Annotated in this window: 18 protein-coding genes; 15 read left to right on the forward strand and 3 right to left on the reverse strand. The window is 56.9% G+C overall.

Annotation, left to right across the window (positions count from 1 at the left end):
* Positions 1-113 precede the first annotated feature (113 nt).
* Entirely contained in the window at positions 114-1,043 is a 930-nt protein-coding gene (locus QZW03_RS06550; RefSeq protein ID WP_296509307.1) for a polyprenyl synthetase family protein, read from the forward strand.
* A 76-nt stretch (positions 1,044-1,119) separates the two neighbouring features.
* Here QZW03_RS06550 and QZW03_RS06555 read toward each other — a convergent pair whose 3' ends face one another.
* The 3 genes from QZW03_RS06555 to QZW03_RS06565 form a co-directional block, all read right to left on the reverse strand.
* Positions 1,120-1,707 (reverse strand): PEP-CTERM sorting domain-containing protein, encoded by a 588-nt coding sequence (locus tag QZW03_RS06555; RefSeq protein WP_296509174.1) that lies wholly within the window; start codon positions 1,705-1,707, stop codon positions 1,120-1,122.
* 155 nt (positions 1,708-1,862) lie between these two features.
* On the reverse strand, positions 1,863-3,311 hold the full coding sequence (locus QZW03_RS06560) for a mannose-1-phosphate guanylyltransferase/mannose-6-phosphate isomerase (RefSeq protein WP_296509175.1): 1,449 nt from the start codon (positions 3,309-3,311) through the stop codon (positions 1,863-1,865).
* Between the two features lie 24 nt (positions 3,312-3,335).
* Positions 3,336-4,439, reverse strand: a complete 1,104-nt coding sequence (locus QZW03_RS06565; protein ID WP_296509176.1) for an NDP-sugar synthase — start codon at positions 4,437-4,439, stop codon at positions 3,336-3,338.
* 318 nt (positions 4,440-4,757) lie between these two features.
* Here QZW03_RS06565 and epsA point away from each other — a divergent pair, with 318 nt between their 5' ends.
* Genes epsA through QZW03_RS06635 form a run of 14 tightly spaced genes read left to right on the forward strand, consistent with a single transcriptional unit; the run spans position 4,758 to position 19,641 of the window.
* A complete protein-coding gene (gene epsA, locus QZW03_RS06570; protein WP_296509177.1) occupies positions 4,758-5,561 on the forward strand; it encodes an XrtB/PEP-CTERM-associated transcriptional regulator EpsA in 804 nt (267 codons plus the stop codon).
* On the forward strand, positions 5,554-6,975 hold the full coding sequence (locus tag QZW03_RS06575) for an undecaprenyl-phosphate glucose phosphotransferase (RefSeq protein ID WP_296509178.1): 1,422 nt from the start codon (positions 5,554-5,556) through the stop codon (positions 6,973-6,975). The genes epsA and QZW03_RS06575 overlap by 8 nt, the downstream gene beginning before the upstream one ends.
* 3 nt (positions 6,976-6,978) lie before the next feature.
* Positions 6,979-8,178, forward strand: coding sequence for an XrtB/PEP-CTERM-associated polysaccharide biosynthesis outer membrane protein EpsL (epsL, locus tag QZW03_RS06580; protein ID WP_296509179.1), 1,200 nt, complete (start codon positions 6,979-6,981; stop codon positions 8,176-8,178).
* Between the two features lie 12 nt (positions 8,179-8,190).
* A complete protein-coding gene (locus tag QZW03_RS06585; RefSeq protein WP_296509180.1) occupies positions 8,191-9,144 on the forward strand; it encodes an EpsD family peptidyl-prolyl cis-trans isomerase in 954 nt (317 codons plus the stop codon).
* A gap of 35 nt (positions 9,145-9,179) precedes the next feature.
* Positions 9,180-9,983 (forward strand): polysaccharide export protein EpsE, encoded by an 804-nt coding sequence (epsE, locus tag QZW03_RS06590; RefSeq protein ID WP_296509181.1) that lies wholly within the window; start codon positions 9,180-9,182, stop codon positions 9,981-9,983.
* 16 nt (positions 9,984-9,999) lie between these two features.
* Positions 10,000-11,376, forward strand: a complete 1,377-nt coding sequence (gene epsF / locus QZW03_RS06595; protein WP_296509182.1) for a chain length determinant protein EpsF — start codon at positions 10,000-10,002, stop codon at positions 11,374-11,376.
* Positions 11,373-12,224 carry a chain length determinant protein tyrosine kinase EpsG gene (gene epsG / locus QZW03_RS06600; RefSeq protein WP_296509183.1) on the forward strand — a complete coding sequence of 284 codons (852 nt, stop codon included), beginning with the start codon at positions 11,373-11,375 and terminating at the stop codon, positions 12,222-12,224. Before epsF ends, epsG begins: the two co-directional genes overlap by 4 nt.
* Entirely contained in the window at positions 12,221-13,129 is a 909-nt protein-coding gene (gene xrtB, locus QZW03_RS06605; protein ID WP_296509184.1) for an exosortase B, read from the forward strand. The genes epsG and xrtB overlap by 4 nt, the downstream gene beginning before the upstream one ends.
* Positions 13,126-13,803 (forward strand): exosortase-associated protein EpsI, B-type, encoded by a 678-nt coding sequence (epsI, locus tag QZW03_RS06610; RefSeq protein ID WP_296509185.1) that lies wholly within the window; start codon positions 13,126-13,128, stop codon positions 13,801-13,803. Before xrtB ends, epsI begins: the two co-directional genes overlap by 4 nt.
* Positions 13,804-13,812: 9 nt before the next feature.
* A complete protein-coding gene (gmd, locus tag QZW03_RS06615) occupies positions 13,813-14,928 on the forward strand; it encodes a GDP-mannose 4,6-dehydratase (protein WP_296509186.1) in 1,116 nt (371 codons plus the stop codon).
* 11 nt (positions 14,929-14,939) lie between these two features.
* Entirely contained in the window at positions 14,940-15,923 is a 984-nt protein-coding gene (locus QZW03_RS06620) for a GDP-L-fucose synthase (protein WP_296509187.1), read from the forward strand.
* Positions 15,874-17,457, forward strand: coding sequence for a lipopolysaccharide biosynthesis protein (locus QZW03_RS06625; protein WP_296509188.1), 1,584 nt, complete (start codon positions 15,874-15,876; stop codon positions 17,455-17,457). Before QZW03_RS06620 ends, QZW03_RS06625 begins: the two co-directional genes overlap by 50 nt.
* A 15-nt stretch (positions 17,458-17,472) precedes the next feature.
* A complete protein-coding gene (locus QZW03_RS06630) occupies positions 17,473-18,885 on the forward strand; it encodes an O-antigen ligase family protein (RefSeq protein ID WP_296509189.1) in 1,413 nt (470 codons plus the stop codon).
* A 9-nt stretch (positions 18,886-18,894) separates the two neighbouring features.
* Positions 18,895-19,641 carry a glycosyltransferase family 2 protein gene (locus QZW03_RS06635; RefSeq protein ID WP_296509190.1) on the forward strand — a complete coding sequence of 249 codons (747 nt, stop codon included), beginning with the start codon at positions 18,895-18,897 and terminating at the stop codon, positions 19,639-19,641.
* Positions 19,642-19,665 lie beyond the last annotated feature (24 nt).

Raw genomic sequence — 19,665 nt, forward strand, 5'->3', positions numbered from 1 at the left:
CGCATCACGAGCCCTTGCCGCGCTCTCTATAATCGGGGAAAACAAACCGGTCTAACGCCTTGCAAGTCTCTACTCCTGCTTCTTCGACGGGGCTCTCCATCGTCGAACCCGATATGCGCGAAGTTGACGGGGTTATCGCCCAGAGACTGGACTCCGGCGTACCCTTGGTTGGCACCGTATCCCAATACATCATCTCGGCGGGCGGCAAGCGCCTGCGCCCTGCCTTGCTGCTTTTGTGCTGCGGCGCACTGGGCTTCAAGGGTGCACAGCGCTTCAACATGGCGGCCGTGGTGGAGTTCATTCACACCGCCACCCTGCTTCACGACGATGTAGTGGACGAGTCCGAGCTGCGGCGCGGCGCCCCTACGGCCAACGCCCGCTTCGGCAATCCGGCGAGCGTTTTGGTTGGTGACTTTCTCTATTCGCGGGCTTTCCAGATGATGGTGGACGCCCAGAGCATGCGCATCATGCAAGTGCTGGCCGACGCCACCAACATCATTTCCGAAGGCGAAGTGATGCAACTCATGAACATGCACAACGCCGCACTCGATGAGGCCGGCTACCTGCAAGTCATTCGCTCCAAAACCGCCAAGCTCTTCGAGGCCAGCGCGCGCGTGGGCGCCATCCTTTCCGGGGCAACGTCTGCACAAGAAGAAGCCTGCGCCGAGTACGGCCAGGCCATGGGCACCGCGTTCCAGGTCATTGATGACGTGCTCGACTATGCGGGTGACGCTACCGTCATGGGGAAAAACCTCGGGGATGATCTTCGTGAGGGCAAAACCACCCTCCCCTTGATCGCAGCCATGCAGCGCGGGTCCAATGCTGAGCGCACCACGATTCAAACCGCCATTGAAACCGGCGACCTGAGCATGCTCGAAGCAGTAGTCGCCATCGTGAACAAAACCGGAGCTTTAGAAGTCGCCATGGCATCCGCACGCGGCGAAGCCGAGCGCGCTATCCAGGCCGCCAAACAACTACCTGCGAACGACTATTCAGCCTGCCTTGTCAACCTAGCCACGCAACTACTGGAACGCAACCACTGAGCTGTACACGAGCGCACCCACCCAACGAAAAAGGGCCTGTCAAACGACAGGCCCTTTTTATTGCGCTGAACGCAAATCAGGCAGCTTGCTTGCGGCGGCGGGCGATAGCACCCATCACGCCCAGACCAGCCAACAACATGGCGTAGGTCTCTGGTTCTGGAACTGCCGTCACTGTAGCAGTAGACACCTTCCAGGACTCATCACCAAAGCTCTGACCACCACGATTGTCAGAGCCTGCAGGCGTGTAAGCGAACGCAATGCTGTTGCTACCCGCATTCAATTTAACGCCGACATTGCTAAAGGTCACAGTACCACCATTGCCGGTAATAGCAGCGCTGGAGCCATTGCTATTTACTGCAGTACCTGTGCCAAACCAACCCGAACTGCCACCGCCACCCAGATTGAAGCTACCCCAACCAATAGCAACATTGTTCACCTTTACAGTGAACACATCAGCGTAGCTATTGAAACCGTCGACAGTATTGAAGCCCTTCAGAACGAAGTCCAGCGTTGCAGCAGGATCGGCCGCAACTGCATTGAAAGACCAGCTGTAGGTCGCCGGAATAGCCAATTGCGCAGAACCGGGAGCGGTGTAAGTTGCAGCATTTGCACCGAAACCAGCCAAAGCGACTGTCGCCGCCAGCAGTGTTTTCTTAAAGATCATGATTTTTCCCTTGAGTTAAAGCGGCCGAGTCTTCAATAAACCCTGCCGCTGTTCTCATTATCAAATTTAGCCCTTCCGACTGGCGATAGTCCGATCTGACTATGAGGCGATCGAAAACGTGAAAAAAGTCACACTTTCTTTGGCCTGCTAAATCATTAACGGCCGTACACATCCTCAAAACGCACGATGTCGTCCTCGCCGAGATAGCTACCCGACTGCACCTCAATCATCTCCAGCGCCAGCTTGCCGGGGTTTTCCAAGCGGTGGGTAGTGCCCAGCGGGATATAGGTTGACTCGTTCTCAGACAGCAATAGCGTTTTCTCACCCACCGTTACCTTGGCAGTGCCGCTCACCACAATCCAATGCTCCGCACGATGGTGGTGCATTTGCAGCGACAACGCGGCCCCTGGCTTGACCACGATGCGCTTCACCTGGAAGCGGTCGCCATGGTCAATGCTGTCGTACCAGCCCCATGGGCGGAACACCTTGCGGTGCGCCTGACCTTCACTGCGGCCTGCCTGCTTGAGGCGGTCCACAATTTTCTTCACGTCTTGGGTTTTGTTTTTATGGGCAACCAGAATCGCATCGGCCGTCTCCACCACAATCAAATCATCCACGCCCACACACGCAATGAGGCGGCCTTCCGAGAGGGCCAAGGTATTGCGACTGTCCTGCATCAACACATCGCCCTGCGCCACATTGCCGTCAGAGTCCTTGGGCAGCACGTTCCACAAAGCCTCCCAAGCACCCACATCCGACCAACCTGCAGACAGGGGAATTACCACACCTGTGGGCAACCCCGCCACCGCAGCCCCACCTTGGCCCGCCAGGCGCTCCATCACGGCATAGTCGATCGAGTCGCTGGGGCAGGCACTGAAAGCCTCCTTGCCCACCCGCACAAACTCAGCATCAGTGCTGCCCTGGCTCCAGGCCGTGTCACAGGCCTTGGCAATGTCAGGACGGCAGCGCTCCATGGCCGCCAGCCACACCGAAGCCTTCATCATGAACAAGCCGCTGTTCCATGAGTAAGTGCCTTCTGCCAGGTACGCCTGTGCGGTCTGCAAATCAGGCTTCTCCACAAAACGGGCAATCTGCTTGGCACCCTCGGCGTCAAACGCATCGCCGGACTGGATGTAGCCATAGCCTGTTTCGGGCGCATCCGGCGTAATGCCAAAAGTCACCACCGCACCCTCGTGCGCCAGGCGGGCACCCTTCACCACCGCAGCGCGGAACGCGGCGCCGTCCATGATCACATGGTCGGCCGGCATCACCAGCAGCACAGGATCTGCTCCGTTTTTAATAGCGGCTCGCGCAGCAATCGTCAGGGCTGGAGCCGTATTTCTCCCCAAAGGCTCTAACACAACCGTGCCCGGCTTGCCCATCAAGCGCATCTGCTCCGCAATCACAAAGCGGTACTCTTCGTTGCACACCACCATGGGCGGCGCTAACTCCACACCCGCAATACCTTCCACACGGCGCACGGTGGCCTGCAGCAAAGAGTCTTCGCCAATCAAAGGCAGCAACTGCTTGGGGTACTTTTCCCGCGACAAAGGCCACAAACGGGTGCCGGAGCCACCGGACAAAACAACAGGTTGAATCAACATAATTGAACTTTCTAAATTAAAAAATCAGGCCCGGGCATCGCCCCAGCGCATGCGGGAGGTGTCATCCCCTGCGTACAGCGTTTCGCCATGCCGATTCACGCAATAGTGACGCGACACAATCATTTCGTGAAAATGCATATCCGGCGCAATGCGGGTGTACTCAAACAAAATGCCGCGGGTAATGCGTGCGCCCGAGCGGATCACGCTCCCATGCCCGATCCAAGCCGGACCAATGATGGTGGCGCCCTCTTCAATCTTTACACTCGAGCCGATGTACACCGGCCCCTCAATCCGCACCTTGTCCCAGGGAATATTAGTGTTGAGCCCCACCCACACACCGGGTTTGACCTCTTTACCGGGCATGGGCATGTTTTCGACCTCGCCCTTGAGCACCCGCTGCAACACAGTCCAGTAGTCGCTCACGCGGCCGATATCAATCCAATTGAAAGGCCGGTTCTGCACAAAAAACGGCGACCCGTCTTCCGCCAGTTGTGGAAACAACTCAGAACCAATGTCGTACACACTCCCCTTGGGCACCTTCTCCAAAATTTCGGGCTCAAAAATGTAAATGCCCGTGCTGGCCAGTGTGGACTTGGCATCCTCCGGCTTGGGCTTTTCTTGAAAAGAGCGAATCCGCCCATCTTCGTCAGCCACCACCATGCCGTAGTTTTGCACCTCTTGGAGGGGCACTTCCAGCGCCACCACACTGGCCAAAGCCCCTTTGGCTTTGTGTTCGGCAATCGCCGCAGTAACGTCCAGGTCGATCAAGGCATCGCCACAAAGCACCAAGGTGGTCTCATCGAAAAAACCGCTGAAATCCTGAATGCGCCGCATGCCACCGGCCGAACCCATAGGCCGCGGCAAAATGTCGCCGTGCTCCCGCACACCTTCATAAGAATAGGCAATCTCCACGCCCCAGCGGCTGCCATCTCCAAAGTACTGCTCAATCCGCTGGTGGTGGTACGCCACGTTGACGATGATCTCGCGGATACCGTGCCGCGCTAGATGCTCAATCAGGTACTCCATGACCGGCTTGCCCAAAATGGGCACCATCGGCTTGGGCAAGTCTTTGGTCAGTGGTCGAACCCGTGTCCCTTGGCCTGCGGCCAAGATCATTCCTTTTGCCATTTTTCCTCCCTTTCCCCTCAATGCCCGGTCATCGCGAGCAAGTTTCAGACAACAAAAGTGTACGCGCACAGGGCATAGCTCCTTGAAACTACGGTTTGTACAAAAACACCCTTGGTGGCACCGGACGTGTCGGCAACACGCCGAATTTGCCTGACAAAAAACGCCTTCAAGTGTGAATTAATTCACACTCCCCACAACGAGTAGTCCAAACGGGCTCAGATTCACCCGTTTGGGGGATGTGCTTGGCTAAATAGACTGTTTACCATCGCGCACTTGTTCAAACACTAGCAGTAACCCTCGGTTATTTTGTTACCCGCCATGCCCCTTCTGCCCTCGCTTTCCATCGAGGATCTCCATCACTACCACCGCGTGGTTACCCACTCGGTGGAAGTGCGCAGCCATTTCGACATGCTGATCTGGTTGCAAGGGGACATGCAAAAGTACCTGCCGCACGACATTCTCATCGCCGCCTGGGGCGACTTCGCCACCGGTCCTGTGCAGCACGACATTATTTCGGCCATGTCCGGCGTGCGCTCCCATGCCGCAGAGGCCGAGTCTGTATCCCCGCTGATGATGAGCCTCTTCAAGCGCTGGGCCGAATTCGGCAAAAAACCCTTCAGCCTGAATGCAGGGCAAACCGGCTTCTCCCTCGACGAACTTGGCCTGAAAAGTGCTTTAAGTGGTGCATTGCTCAAAATGCGCAGCGCCACCATCCACGGGATTTCCGACGAACGCGGCAGCCACGACTGTGTGTATGTCGTATTCAGCGCACGGCAGCAGTACACCGACCGGGAGCGAAACGCCATGGCCATGGTTATGCCTTACATCGACACCGCACTGCGCCAAGTCGAGCACCTGCCCCACCAGGCAGGCACCACAACGCCTCCGCCAGCCCTGACAACAACAGAAACAAAGTTACCGGAACCTGATGTCCTCACCGAGCGTGAGTCCGAAATCCTGAAGTGGGTCGCCCTGGGCAAAACCAACCCCGAAATCGGCAGCATCCTCGACATTAGCGCCTTCACCGTCAAAAACCACATGCAGCGCGTCTTTAAAAAGTTGGATGTCTCCAACCGCGCCCAAGCCGTCGGCAAGTTCAGGGCGTGGGTGAACCATGTCTAAAGCCCACGTCACCTTTTCCGCTGCCGAATTCAACCGCGGCAACGAACATGTCACGCTCGGGCGCGACAACCTGCTGGGCATTTTGGAAACCTGCCTGTGCCCCGCCGCGCTGGTGGGCTCGCTGTGGGTGCTGGCCTATTGGTTCGAAGGCGATATTCCTCCCGCCTATCTGCTGCTGGCTGTGCTGACCTTTGCTCTCACCTTCCCCGGTGAGCCCCGGCTTCAAGCCTCCAAAGCCGGCAGCCTGCTCGATATTTGCCTCAACTGGATCTGGATCTCCGGGCTACTCGGCCTTACCGGCTACGCCACTGGCTATATCAAGCAGTTTGATCTGCAAGCCCTCACCGCTTGGCTATGGGTGGCCCCTGCCACCGAAGTCGCCCTCACACTGGGCTTGCGCCTAGCGGCTCCCGTCATCATCAGCCTGCAAGGCCCCAAGCAGCGCGCCCTGATCGTCGGCATGAACGAGCAAGGCCTGGCCCTGGCCGACAAACTCAAAGACTCTCCGTACTCCCGCCTAGAGCTTGCCGGTTTTGTAGACAGCCGCAGCACCGAGCGCCTGAGCGCCAGCGCCCCCTACCCGCTGCTGGGCAAGCTCGACCAGTTGGCCACGATTGCCAAGCACGACCGCATTCAGGTCATTTACCTGTCGTTGCCCATGGCGTCGCAGCCCCGCATCCTGCACATCCTGGACGAACTCAAAGACACCACCGCATCTATTTACTTTGTGCCCGACATGTTCGTGACCGACCTCATCCAAGGTCAACCCAGCGCGGTGTGCGGCATGCCGGTTATCTCGGTGTGCGAAACCCCGTTCCGTGGCGCCAATGGCGTAGTCAAACGCCTGAGTGACATTGTGTTTTCGCTCGGCATCCTCACGCTCATTGCCCCTGTGCTGCTGGCCATTGCCGCAGCCGTCAAATACACCTCGCCGGGTCCGGTGATCTTCAAGCAACGGCGCTATGGCCTCGATGGCGAAGAAATTCTGGTCTACAAATTCCGCTCCATGAGCGTCACCGAAGACGGCGGTACCGTAACCCAAGCCACCAAAAACGACAGCCGCATCACCCCGCTGGGCGCGTTTTTGCGCAAAACGTCGCTCGACGAGCTCCCCCAGTTCATCAACGTGCTTCAGGGTCGCATGAGCATCGTGGGCCCACGCCCGCACGCCGTTGCCCACAATGAGCTGTATCGCAAGCTCATTAAGGGCTACATGGTGCGCCACAAGGTCAAACCGGGCATTACCGGCTGGGCGCAAGTCAACGGCTACCGCGGCGAAACCGACACACTCGAAAAAATGCAAGGCCGTATCGACTACGACCTGGACTACCTGCGCAACTGGACCCTGCGGCTGGACATTCACATCATCCTGCGCACCGTGCGCCTGGTGGCCAAAGACCAACAGGCCTACTGAAACATGCGCACACTCCATACCCTCTTGCCGGCAGGTCTGGCATTTCTGGCCACGTCTGCCGCACTGGCGCAGCAAGACCCGCTCACCCTGAGCGCCGGCTACACCCTGCAATCGGACAGCAACCTGTTCCGCCTGCCGGCTACCGCCAACGTGCAGGCACTCACCGGGCAAAGCAGCGCTGCAGAAACCATTGGCGTCACCACTTTAGGCCTGGGCTTCAACACCCGCCAAAGCCTGCAGACGCTGGCAGTCAACCTCAACCTGGTGGACTACCGCTACCTGAACTTCAGCTACCTCAGCTTCACTGCCAACAACTACAACGCCGCTTGGCAATGGGCCGTCACCCCACGGGTGACCGGCACTTTCAGCACCGACCGCAAAGAAACGCTCAATAGCTTTTCCGACTTCACAGGCTACCGCCAACGCAACCAACGGCTCGACACCACCACCCGCTTCGACGCCGCCTACCAGCTCGACGGCCCCTGGCGCCTGATTGCCGGCACCAGCACCACCCGCCAAGAAAACCAGCTCACGCAGGTCACAGGTAGCGACTTCACTACCAACGCCGCAGACGCTGGTGTGCGCTACCTGTTTGCCTCCGGCAGCACCCTGAGTTACCAACTGCGCACCAACAACGGCAGCTACTTGAACCGCACTGTGCCCAACACCAGTGCGCTAGACGACCAATTCACCCAACTCGACAACGACCTGCGCCTACGCTGGGCCCTCGGTGGCGGCAGCGCGGTCAACGCCCACCTGACCCACATCAACCGCACCCACCCCCGCTACGGCGAGCGTGACTACAACGGGTTTAACTTCGGCGCCGGTGTCGACTGGGCCCTGAGCGGCAAAACCAGCCTCAGCACCAGCTTCAGCCACACGCTCGATGCCTACGCCGCCAACAACAGCAACTACAGCAGCACCGACAAAATCAGCGTGTCTGCCGGCTGGCAAATCAGCCCCAAAGTTGGTTTGCGCCTGAAAAACGACTGGGCCCAGCGCAGCTACCTGGGCAGCCCCAACACCGCTGTGAGCAGCAACCGTCAAGACATCACCCGCGACACCACCCTCACCATCAACTGGCAGGCCCACGACCAACTGGCCTTGAGCGCCTCGCTACAAAAAGCCAACCGCGGCGTGAACCAAGCCAACCTCGATTACGACAGCACCATGCTGTTCTTTACCGCTCAACTCACTTACTAGCCCCTCATTACCATGAACACCACACGCTTTACCGTCACCCTGCTGGCTGCTGCCATCACCCTGACCCTGGTCGCCTGCGGCGACAAAGAGGGCAAAAAAGTCGCCACCCAAGTTGCAGCCAAAGTCGGCAGTGAAGAAATTTCGGTGCACCAGATCAACCAAGTCCTCAGCCGCACCAACACCGGTGGAGCCAACGCCGAGCAAGTGCAAGCCATGAGCCGCGAAGTGCTGGAAAAACTGATCGACCAGCAACTCGCCGTGGAGCAAGCCACCGAAAACAAGCTCCACCGCTCACCCGACGTCGTGTCCCAAATTGAAGCAGCCCGCCGCGACATTCTGGCCCGCGCCTACATTCAGCAAGTAAGCGCCGGCATTGCCAAGCCCACTGTCGAAGACGCTAAAAAATACTATGCCGAGCACCCCCAGTTGTTCAGCGAGCGCCGCATCTTCAATGTGCAAGAAATCGTGACCCCCAACGTCGCAGGCGTCGCCAACACCCTCAAGGGCCTGGTCGCAGCCGGCAAAAGCGCAGAAGACATCGCCGCTGCGCTCAAGGCCCAAAACATCCAGTTCAACGGCGGCAGCGCCACGCGTGCCGCAGAGCAAATTCCGCTGGACGTGTTGCCCAAAATTCATGCCCTGAAAGACGGCCAGGCCACCGTCATTGAAGCCCCCCAAGCCATCACCATGGTGCGCGTGGTGTCCTCGCAGCAAGCAGCAGTGCCAGAAGCTTCTGCCCTGCCCCGTATTGAGCAGTTTTTGACCAACCAGCGCGCAGGCGAAGCCGTGGCCACCAACCTCAAGCAGCTGCGCAGCAACACCAAAATCAGCTACATGGGCGAATTTGACAAAGGTACCGCCCCCGCAACGGCAGCTGCTGCGGCCCCTGCCGAACCCGTATTGGCCCCAGCAGTCGAAGACAAAACCAAGTCCGTCATCGACAAAGGCGTATCCGGCCTGAAGTGAGCGCCCTTACCGCCCGCCCCAACCAGCACCACACCATGCACAAGTTTTTTCAACTCCTGACCGCCGGCCTGCTCGCCCTAGGCGCACTGACCGCCCACGCTCAAGACGGCAAAGCCGACTACCCCTTGGGCGCGGGCGACACCATCCGCGTGCAGGTTTTCCAGAACCCCGACCTCACCATCGAAACCCGGGTCTCTGAGAGCGGCATCATCACCTACCCGCTGATCGGTGCGGTACCACTGGGCGGGCTGTCTGTAGCCGCCGCCGAAAAGAAAATTGCCGATGCGTTGCAGACCGGCGGCTTTATCCAAAAGCCCCAAGTCAACATTGCACTCATCCAGATCCGCGGCAACCAAGTGTCGGTGCTGGGCCAAGTGGCGCGCCCCGGCCGCTTTCCGCTGGAAACGGTCAACACCCGCCTGAGCGACATGCTGGCTAACGCCGGTGGCGCCACCAACGCGGGCGACGACGTCGTGGTCGTCACCGGCCTGCGCGATGGCAAGCCCTTCCGCAAAGAGATCGATATTCCCTCGATCTTTTTGGCCGACAACGCCAAAGACAACCTGCTGCTCCAAGGCGGCGACACCATTTATGTGCACCGCGCACCGGTGTTCTTTATTTATGGTGAAGTGCAGCGCCCCGGCTCGTTTCGGGTAGAGCGCGACATGACCATCATGCAAGCCCTGGCCCAAGGCGGTGGGCCCAACGCCCGTGGCTCTGAGAAACGCCTGCGCCTGCACCGCAAGCTGCCCAACGGCGGTTTGCAACAAATCGAGCCCCAGCTGACCGACGCTGTGCAAGCCAATGACGTGCTCTACGTCAAAGAAAGCATCTTCTAAACCGGGCCCCCAGACCATGACACTGCAACAATTTCTGCTGATACTGCGCGCCCGCTGGAAGATCGCCCTACTGGCCTTTGCCCTCACCGTGGCCACCACCGTGGCCGTTAGCCTCTACCTGCCCAAGCAATACACCGCCAGCGCTGCGGTGGTGGTGGATGTGAGGTCGCCCGACCCGGTCAGCGGCCTCATGCTGCAAGGCATGATGGCCCCTGGCTACATGGCCACCCAAGTCGACATCATCAATAGCGACCGTGTCGCACAAGCGGTGGTGAAAAACCTGCGCATGGAAAGCAGCCCCGCAGTGCAAGCCCAATGGCAAGAAGCCACCAAAGGCAAAGGCCAGCTGCGCGACTGGCTGGCTACCGCTCTGCAACGCAACCTGGACGTGAAGCCCAGCCGCGAGAGCAACGTCATCAACATCAACTACTCCGGCGCCGACCCCGAGTTTGCCGCTGCGGTAGCCAATGCCTTTGCCCAAGGGTATATGGATGTGAACCTCGACTTGCGCGTCGCCCCCGCCCGCCAGTTTGCAGCGTTTTTTGAAGAGCAAACCAAAACCGCTCGTGGCCGCCTGGAGGCCGCGCAACAAGCCCTGTCTGACTACCAGCAGGCCAACGGCATTACCTCTGCCGACGAGCGCATGGACTTTGAAACCGCCAAGCTCAACGAAACCAGCAGCCAGCTCACCGGTGTGCAAGCCCAGACCACCGACAGCCAAAGCAAACGCCAAAGCGGCAAAGCCGACACCGTGGCAGAGGTCATGCAAAGCCCGCTGCTCAACGGCCTGAAGGCCGATATTGCCCGCCTGGAAGCCCGCATTACCGAGACCAGCGGCAACCTCGGCAAAAACCACCCGCAAATTCAGCGCAGCGAAGCCGAGCTGGCCACCCTCAAGGCCCAGCTCGAGGCCGAGACCCGCAAAATCACCACCTCTATCGACACCACCTACCAGGTGGGCAAGCAGCGCGAGGCGCAATTGCAAGGCGCGCTGGCCGCGCAAAAAGCGCGGGTGTTGCAGCTCAACAAACAGCGCGATGAGCTCAATGTGCTGCGCCGCGACATTGAGTCCGCGCAGCGCGCATTCGAGATCGTGAGCCAACGCGCCTCGCAAACCAACATTGAGAGCCAAACCAACCAAACCAATATTGCGGTGCTCAACCCCGCCAGCCCACCGCAAGACCCCTCCAAGCCTCGAGTGTTTATCAATGTGCTGGTATCCGTGTTTTTGGGCACGCTGCTGGGCGTTGGCTTGGCTTTGTTGCTGGAGCTGATGAACCGCAAGGTTCGCTCCACGGATGACCTGGTAGAGGCCCTCGAGCTACCAGTGCTGGGCGCCATTAGCTCGGCATCGGGCATGTTTAAACGCACGGCCATTGGAGTCCGGGCATGAGCAACAGCACCAAAACCATTGGCGATATTTTGGTGGCCACCGGCCGCCTGAGCGCAGAAGACGCCGCCCGCATTGTGGAGCGCCAGCGCCAAGACCAAGTGCAGTTTGGCGACGCCGCCTTGGCCCTGAAGGTGCTCAGCAAAGACGACATCGACTTTGCCCTGAGCAAACAGTTTGACTACTCGTACCTCAGCGACCAGGACCAAAGCGTCAGCGCCGAGCTGGTAGCAGCCTACAAGCCCTTTAGCCGCGTGGGCGAAAACCTGCGCGCTGTGCGCAGCCAGCTCATGCTGCGCTGGTTTAACACCGACCCCGCCCGCAAGGTTATGGCGATTGTGAGCCCCGGCAACGGAGAAGGCCGCAGCTTTGTGGCCGCCAACTTGGCCATTGTGTTTGCACAGCAAGGCGAGCGCACCCTGCTCATAGACGCCGACATGCGCGCCCAACCCGAGCGGGGCCAACACGCCCTGTTCAAGCTGGGCAAGAGTGCAGGCCTGTCTGCCATCTTGGCCAACCGCGCCGGGCTGGAAGTTGCTCAACTCATCCCAGGCCTGCCCGGCCTGGCCGTGCTGCCCGCAGGCGCCATGCCCCCCAACCCGCAAGAGCTGCTGGGCCGGCCCGCCTTTGGCGACCTGCTGCGCGTGGCCAGCCAGCAGTTTGATGTGATCATCATCGACACCCCCGCAGGCAGCGAGTTTGCCGATGCCGAAATCACCGCCGCCCGCGCAGGCGCGGCCCTGCTGGTAGCCCGCCAAAACGTGAGCCTGGTACCCCGCGCCACCCAGCTGGCCCGCCGACTGCAAGACAGTGGCGTAGCACTGGTCGGCTCCGTGCTGAACGACGCATGAGCACGCCCATGCCCCGCGTCTACCTCGGCAAACCAAGCTGGCTACAGGCAGCCCTGCCGTGGCTGCCTGTCATGCTCGGCTTGGCCGTGTTGTACCTGCCCAGCCTCTACGACTTGTTTACAGGCATCTGGGCTAAAGACGAGCAAATGCACGGCCCCATCGTGCTGGGCATTTCGTGCTGGCTGATTTACCGCAACTGGCCCGCCATGCTGGAGGCCAGCCACGGCGAGCAGCCCAGCCCCTGGGGTTGGCCCGTGTTTGTGTTCGGGCTGCTGCTCTACGCGCTGGGCCGCTCGCAAGACATTTTGATTTTTGAAATCGGCTCGGTCATTTGGCTGCTGATTGCGCTGGCCCTGCTCAACTTCGGGCCCAAAGCGCTCAAGGCCCAATGGTTTGCGCTGTTTTTTATGCTGTTTATGGTGCCCCTACCCGGCGCTGTGGTCGACACCGTCACCATGCCCATGAAGATGGCTGTGTCTTATGTGGCCGAACATGTGCTGTTTTGGGTGGGCTACCCCATTGGCCGCAGTGGCGTTATTTTGCAAATCGGGCAATACATGCTGCTGGTGGCAGACGCTTGCGCGGGACTACACACCTTGCTGACTTTGGAGGCGCTGGGCCTGTTGTACCTGAACCTGGTGCGCCGCGATTCACTGTTTCGTAACGTGGGCTTGGCAATATTGATCGTGCCTATTTCATTCACCGCCAACGTAATCCGTGTCATGGCGCTGAGCCTTATCACCTACCACTTTGGCGACGAAGCGGGCCAAGGCTTTTTGCACGGCTTTGCAGGCATGGTGCTGTTTTTAAGTGCGCTCATGTTGATTATTGGTTTTGACAGCCTGCTGGTTACCTTTGAGCAGCTCAAAAGCAAGCGACTCGCTACTGCAAAGGGCATGGCATGAAACTCCAACTCAAGAGCGTACTCATGTTGGCACTGATGGTATGCGCCGCTTGGATTGCGCACGCCAGCAAGCCCACCGAGCTCATGGCAAAAAACCGTGGCAACCCCAAGCTTGAAGCTATCGTGCCTGCCACCTTCGGACCATGGCGGCAACTGCAGCAGTCTGCGGGGCAAGTGATCAACCCACAGCAAACAGAACTGCTAGAGAGTCTTTACTCTCAAATTTTGACCCGCACCTATGTCAATGCGGATGGCGGAGTCGTCATGTTGTCGATTGCCTATGGTGAAAACCAAAGCGACGGCCTAGCGCTGCACTACCCCGATGTGTGCTACCCCGCCCAGGGCTTCAAGCTCAGTGGCGGCGCCAACAGCGTCATCAACACCAAATATGGCGATATACCCGTGCGGCGCCTGCAAACCGAGCTGGGCCAGCGCAAAGAGCCGCTCACTTATTGGTCCACCATCGGCAATAGAGCGGTGCAGGGTGGAACGGCCCGAAAGCTGGAGCAATTGCGCTATGGCTTCCATGGTCAAATCCCCGACGGTTTAATTTTCAGAGTCTCCAGCATCACGGGCAACACGCCTCTGGCCTATGAATTGCAAGCGCAATTTATCAGCGACCTGCTGGACGCCATTCAACCCCCACAACGTCAATTTTTATCTGGCCTTTTGTAAGCAAACACTATGAAAAAAGTAGCACTCATCACCGGCGTAACCGGCCAAGACGGTTCTTATTTGGCAGAGCTTTTGCTCAAAAAAGGCTACGAAGTGCATGGCATCAAACGCCGGGCATCGAGCTTCAACACCGACCGCATTGACCACCTGTACCAAGACCCCCATGTCTCGGCACGCAACTTCACCCTGCACTACGGCGACCTGACCGACAGCAGTAACCTGATTCGCATCATTCAACAGGTGCAGCCCGACGAGATTTACAACCTGGGCGCCATGAGCCACGTGGCCGTGAGCTTTGAGAGCCCCGAGTACACCGCCGACGCCGATGGCATGGGCACCCTGCGTATTTTGGAAGCCATTCGCATTTTGGGCTTAGAGAAGAAGACCCGGTTTTACCAAGCGTCTACCTCTGAGCTGTATGGCCTGGTGCAAGAAATCCCCCAAAAGGAAACCACTCCCTTTTACCCCCGCAGCCCCTACGCCGTGGCCAAGATGTACGCCTACTGGATCACGGTGAACTACCGCGAGGCCTATGGCATGTATGCCTGCAACGGCATCTTGTTTAACCACGAGAGCCCCCTGCGCGGCGAGACCTTTGTCACCCGCAAAATCACCCGCGCCATCAGCCGCATTGCGCTGGGCCTGCAAGACTGCCTGCACCTGGGCAACATGAGCGCCCTGCGCGACTGGGGCCATGCGCGTGACTATGTAGAAATGCAATGGCTCATGCTGCAGCAAGACAAGGCCGAAGACTTTGTTATTGCCACCGGCGTGCAATACAGCGTGCGCCAGTTTGTGGAGTTTGCCGCTGCCGAGTTGGGTATTCAGCTGGCTTGGACTGGCGAAGCTGAAAACGAAATCGGCACCGTAGTGGCCGTGACCGGCACTGACGCCAAGTGCAAGGTGGGCGATGTGATTGTGAAGGTAGACCCCCGCTACTACCGCCCCACCGAAGTGGAAACCCTGCTGGGCGACCCCACCAAGGCCAAAGAAAAGCTGGGCTGGGTGCCCACCACCAGCCTGCAAGAGCTGGTGTCCGAAATGGTGCAAGCCGACTTTACGGCCGCCAAGCGCGATGCGCTGGTCAAGCTGGCCGGTTTCCAGACCTACGACCACCACGAGTAAGCCACGCCGCCATGGACAAAAACGCAAAAATCTATGTGGCAGGACACCGTGGCTTGGTGGGCTCGGCCATTGTGCGCAACCTGCAAGCTGCGGGTTACACCAACTTGCTGCTGCGCACCCACGCCGAGCTGGACCTGACTAACCAGGTCGCCACCGCCGCTTTCTTTGAAGCCGAGAAACCCGACTACGTCTTTTTGGCAGCCGCCAAGGTGGGCGGCATTGTGGCCAACAACACCTACCCGGCAGAGTTCATTCGCGATAACTTGCTCATTCAGAGCAACATCATCCACGCGGCATATGTGAACCAGGTCAAGCGGCTGCTGTTTTTAGGCTCCAGCTGCATTTACCCCAAGCTGGCGCCCCAGCCCATGCGCGAAGAGCACTTGTTGACCGGCCCCTTGGAGCCCACCAACCGCCCCTACGCCTTGGCCAAAATCGCCGGTGTAGAAATGTGCTGGAGCTACAACCGCCAGTACGGCACCCAATACTTGGCCGCCATGCCTACCAACCTGTATGGCCCGGGCGACAACTACCACCCCGAAAACAGCCACGTGATCCCGGCACTGATCCGTAAGTTTCATGAAGCCAAGGTCAGTGGTGCGCCCACTGTCACGGTGTGGGGTAGCGGCTCACCCAAACGGGAGTTCATGTACAGCGAGGACATGGCTGCCGCATGTCTACACATCATGAATTTTTCCGATGCCGTTTACACAAAACTGCTCGGAAGCGATGAGAGCGTAACCGGCAAATTCGAACCACCGCTGGTCAATATTGGTGTGGGTGAAGACGTCACCATCAAAGAGTTGGCAGAGACAGTGCAAGCTGTGGTGGGGTATCAAGGCAAGATTGTGTTTGACGCTACAAAACCTGACGGGACTCCGCGCAAATTAATGGATGTGACTACATTGCGACGTCATGGATTTGAAGCCACGACAACTCTCTTTGATGGCCTGGAAGCTGCGTACACAGCGTTCAAAAGCGCAATTGATTACTAATGCTCAAGATGGCAATTGTTGCGAGCAAACTGCAGTGAAAGACATTGGCTCTCGTAGTGTAGTGGCGGTGTTCTGGGGCGGTGGGGGTGCAATCGCACGCATCGTATTGCAGTTTGGCACGCAAGTTGTTCTGGCACGCCTACTCGGGCCTGAGCAATATGGCCTCTTCGCTATCGGTGCGATTGTGGTTAGTTTCAGCAATTTCTTTGCTGATATTGGTATTGCTTATGGGTTAATTCAGAAGAGTGAATTAGCGGACGAAGATTTGCGATTCGTCTCTACATGGCAATTTTTGATTGGCGGCACTGTCTCGCTGGTAATTGCCCTGGCGAGCACACATATAGCCACTTTCTTTGGCGACCCGCGTTCCGGCCCAATAGTTCAAGGACTTGCAATCATTTGCCTTGTCAATGCAATGGCTGCACCGTCACTGAATATGCTGAAGCGAAAGCTAGACTTCAAAGCCATACAGGTTGCACAACTCACCGCATACGTAGTGGGATATATGGCAATCGGCATCCCCCTTGCTTTGGTTGGTTGGCAGGTGTGGGCACTTGTAATTGCATGGCTAGCTCAGAGCACTGTACTTCTTGTACTTTTATATGCTTTTGTAAAGCATCCGATTCGGCCATTAATCTGGTTTGCAGATGCGGGCCAGCTTGCAAAATATGGCGCGACAGTTTTGACAACCAACCTTGTGAACTGGCTTATCAACAACGTTGACAAAGTTGTCGTCGGGCGAGTTTTTAACAGTAAAGACATTGGCCTCTACGCAACGTCGTACAACATGCTTTACAACCCGACTTCATCGCTGCTTGGCGTCCTGCAACCAGTTTTTTTCTCTGCATCAGCGAGGCTAAGCGATGAGCAAGCCCGTATCGCCGCAGGTTACCGCTCGTTGGTAGGCGCAATTACTTTGTTTATCTTGCCTGCCTTTGTTGGGCTGGCTGTCGTATCTGAAACTTTTGCGCTGGCTCTTTATGGCAACGCTTGGCAGGACTTGGGACATACGCTTCGACCGTTGGCATTAGCCATGCCGCTTTTTCTGCTTTGGGGCATGACAACGCCGTTGCTATGGGCGGGTGGTGGTGCATCTAGCGAATTCAAATCACAGTTACCACTAGCAATCGTTTGGCTGGGGGTAGCGTGGCTGACGGCCAAAGTCTCGGTGTTGGCTGTTGCTTGGTCAGTATTCGGACTCTTCGCCTGTAGGTTTTTCGTCATCTTGCGCAGCGCCATTCGATTGCTAGATATATCCGGACGTTCCCTTTGGCTGACCGCGCGCGGGGGGGTGCTACTCTCGATACTGGCTGGTGCGGTGCTGTGGGTAGCGGATCAGGTTCAGCGCTTTTTGCTCTGGCCATCAATGGCGCAACTGGCATTCAATGTTGTAGTCGGAGTGATTACGGTTATTGGCACTTTATGGCTTATACCGGCCCTAATTAGTCCAGACCTTCAACCGCTAATCGAAAAAATTGCGGCCAAACTTCCACATCCCATTGCATCACGCTTGCAACGGCTACATAAAAGGTAATTCGCTGTGTCGGGAATGGAAGCTTTTGTAGGTACAGCCTACTTTTCTGTCGTAATTTTTTTAGCGCTCATCTTGGTGATTTTCTTCGGAGCCCTACTGCAACTGGAAAGAAAGCGCGGGCATTGGATGCAAATGGCGCTCTTCCCAATAATTGCAATGGGTATTACTGCCGCCACACTACTCTCTGGAAGGAGTCTGCGAAACGCAGCCTTTGACCTCAGCCTTGGAGTCGACGCCGGTGAATCGGTAGCAGCAAGTGCAACCATCCTGCGCCTGTTGACTTTTGCCTTATTGAGCTTATGCGCAGCCCGCATTGCTGGCCAGTGGCTTAAAAAAAATCATGGCGCCCCAGAAGGTGGAATGAGTCTATTTGTAGCGTTGTTAACCTTGTTCCTTTCTCACAATGTACTGAGCAGTATGTTCGGCACACAACCGGTCTTTATTCATAACCTGTTTTATACGATATTCGCATTTGCTGCCCTCTATGCCGCGCGCAGGGACCCTTTGGAGCCCGTGATCACGACCGTCAAGGTTACGCTCTACGCTTTGATGCTGTTAAGCCTGGTTTTGTGCGTTACGAATCCGGATATGGCACTCCAGCCGGGCTACAAAGGCTGGATCCCAGTTGTCACCGTGCGTTTATGGGGGGTTGGCTCCAATGCAAACAGTATTGGACCGCTTGCACTGCTTGCCTTGCTAATGGAATACATGCAACCCACAAAAATGAGAAGCTGGCGATGGATTTGTATTTCCATGACGCTCGTCGTATTTCTGCTTGCCCAGTCAAAAACAGTATGGTTTGTAAGCATTCTGCTAATCCCTGTGCTTGCGTGGTACCGCGCGCCTCGTCTTGCCCGTGGTATTGATATGCGGTTAGCGCTGGCCATTGTTGTAACCTTAAGTGCAGCTTGTCTGCTCGTTCTAGTTGTTGATCCAATCAGTATTTGGGACAAGCTTTCTACTACTCGGGCAGGATCCGAAGCGATGACGCTTACTGGTCGCAGTCAAATTTGGGCCGTTGCTATAGACGAATGGTCACGCAATCCACTGTTTGGCTACGGTCCGGCGATTTGGGGGCCGGCCTATCGAATGAATATTGGAATGCAATTCGCCTTTAGCGCTCACAACCAATTTCTTCAAAGCTTGAGTGCTGCTGGCGTTATAGGTCTGTTTTCTTTAATGACTTATTTGGGGATCTTAGGACTAGCAGCCTATCGCGGCGCTCCAAAAACACGTGGGGTATCGATGGCGTTTTTCTTAATCATATTGTTCAGATGTCTATCTGAAACCCCGTTAAACCTGAACACTTTATTTAACGGGGACACGTTAGCCCATCTGGTACTGTTTGCAATTGCATTGCGTTCCAATCGCAATAACGATGATCCAAAATATGAACCCATACGAAATTTTTCGCTCAACAAAAAGTAAATTTAGTTAATGAAAATATCTGTCATAACCTGTACCTGGAACAGTGAACCTTTTCTTAAAGAATCTATTGGATCAGTGTTGATGCAGGACTATCCGAATATTGAATATATTTTTGTTGATGGCGGCTCTACGGATGGCACCCTCGAGCGCATAGCAAAAATCCCTCGCTCAGTCGTCGTCATTCCAAATGTTCGCGGAGGGATTTCTCACGCCATGAATGAGGGCTGGAGAGCGGCCTCGGGCGATATTATTGCGCACCTGCATTCAGACGACTACTACCTTGATCCAAAGGTCATTTCGCGAGTAGCTAGGGCCATGTCTAAGGGCGCTGGATGGTCATTTGGTCGTATTGTTCGAGATATCAAGGGACAGAGGAAGCCAGAAAATTTTGTGGCACCCAAGTATTCAAAAAATAAGCTTTTACGCGGTAATTTTATTCCTCACCCTGCAACCTTTGTACGACGAGAGTGGATGGAATTAGCAGGAGGATTCGACGAGTCACTCAAATATGCAATGGACTATGACCTATGGCTTCGGCTGGCAGAGATGGGTGATCCGGCAGTCCTGGACGTACCACTCGCGGCCTTTCGGGAGCACTCAGGCAGCGTGTCCACAAACAATCGTTTGGCCGCTATGGAGGAGGACTACGCTATCCGCAGACAACGGGCGGGCAAAAATCCACTTCTAAAGTTGGAAAACTATGCGCGCTATCTTGTGAGGCGGCGTCGAATAGTTGAGCAATTGGCTACGAGCTGAGACTAAACCGACAAAAGGTCCAAT

The organism is Rhodoferax sp. (assembly GCF_013297935.1).
Lineage (GTDB): Bacteria > Pseudomonadota > Gammaproteobacteria > Burkholderiales > Burkholderiaceae_C > Allorhodoferax.

Bases quoted from the DNA above. Each gene is read 5' to 3' on its own strand.
- QZW03_RS06550 (WP_296509307.1), top strand. From the start codon at position 114: ATGCGCGAAGTTGACGGGGTTATCGCCCAGAGACTGGACTCCGGCGTA.
- QZW03_RS06555 (WP_296509174.1), bottom strand. From the start codon at position 1,707: ATGATCTTTAAGAAAACACTGCTGGCGGCGACAGTCGCTTTGGCTGGT.
- QZW03_RS06560 (WP_296509175.1), bottom strand. From the start codon at position 3,311: ATGTTGATTCAACCTGTTGTTTTGTCCGGTGGCTCCGGCACCCGTTTG.
- QZW03_RS06565 (WP_296509176.1), bottom strand. From the start codon at position 4,439: ATGGCAAAAGGAATGATCTTGGCCGCAGGCCAAGGGACACGGGTTCGA.
- epsA (WP_296509177.1), top strand. From the start codon at position 4,758: ATGCCCCTTCTGCCCTCGCTTTCCATCGAGGATCTCCATCACTACCAC.
- QZW03_RS06575 (WP_296509178.1), top strand. From the start codon at position 5,554: ATGTCTAAAGCCCACGTCACCTTTTCCGCTGCCGAATTCAACCGCGGC.
- epsL (WP_296509179.1), top strand. From the start codon at position 6,979: ATGCGCACACTCCATACCCTCTTGCCGGCAGGTCTGGCATTTCTGGCC.
- QZW03_RS06585 (WP_296509180.1), top strand. From the start codon at position 8,191: ATGAACACCACACGCTTTACCGTCACCCTGCTGGCTGCTGCCATCACC.
- epsE (WP_296509181.1), top strand. From the start codon at position 9,180: ATGCACAAGTTTTTTCAACTCCTGACCGCCGGCCTGCTCGCCCTAGGC.
- epsF (WP_296509182.1), top strand. From the start codon at position 10,000: ATGACACTGCAACAATTTCTGCTGATACTGCGCGCCCGCTGGAAGATC.
- epsG (WP_296509183.1), top strand. From the start codon at position 11,373: ATGAGCAACAGCACCAAAACCATTGGCGATATTTTGGTGGCCACCGGC.
- xrtB (WP_296509184.1), top strand. From the start codon at position 12,221: ATGAGCACGCCCATGCCCCGCGTCTACCTCGGCAAACCAAGCTGGCTA.
- epsI (WP_296509185.1), top strand. From the start codon at position 13,126: ATGAAACTCCAACTCAAGAGCGTACTCATGTTGGCACTGATGGTATGC.
- gmd (WP_296509186.1), top strand. From the start codon at position 13,813: ATGAAAAAAGTAGCACTCATCACCGGCGTAACCGGCCAAGACGGTTCT.
- QZW03_RS06620 (WP_296509187.1), top strand. From the start codon at position 14,940: ATGGACAAAAACGCAAAAATCTATGTGGCAGGACACCGTGGCTTGGTG.
- QZW03_RS06625 (WP_296509188.1), top strand. From the start codon at position 15,874: ATGGCCTGGAAGCTGCGTACACAGCGTTCAAAAGCGCAATTGATTACT.
- QZW03_RS06630 (WP_296509189.1), top strand. From the start codon at position 17,473: ATGGAAGCTTTTGTAGGTACAGCCTACTTTTCTGTCGTAATTTTTTTA.
- QZW03_RS06635 (WP_296509190.1), top strand. From the start codon at position 18,895: ATGAAAATATCTGTCATAACCTGTACCTGGAACAGTGAACCTTTTCTT.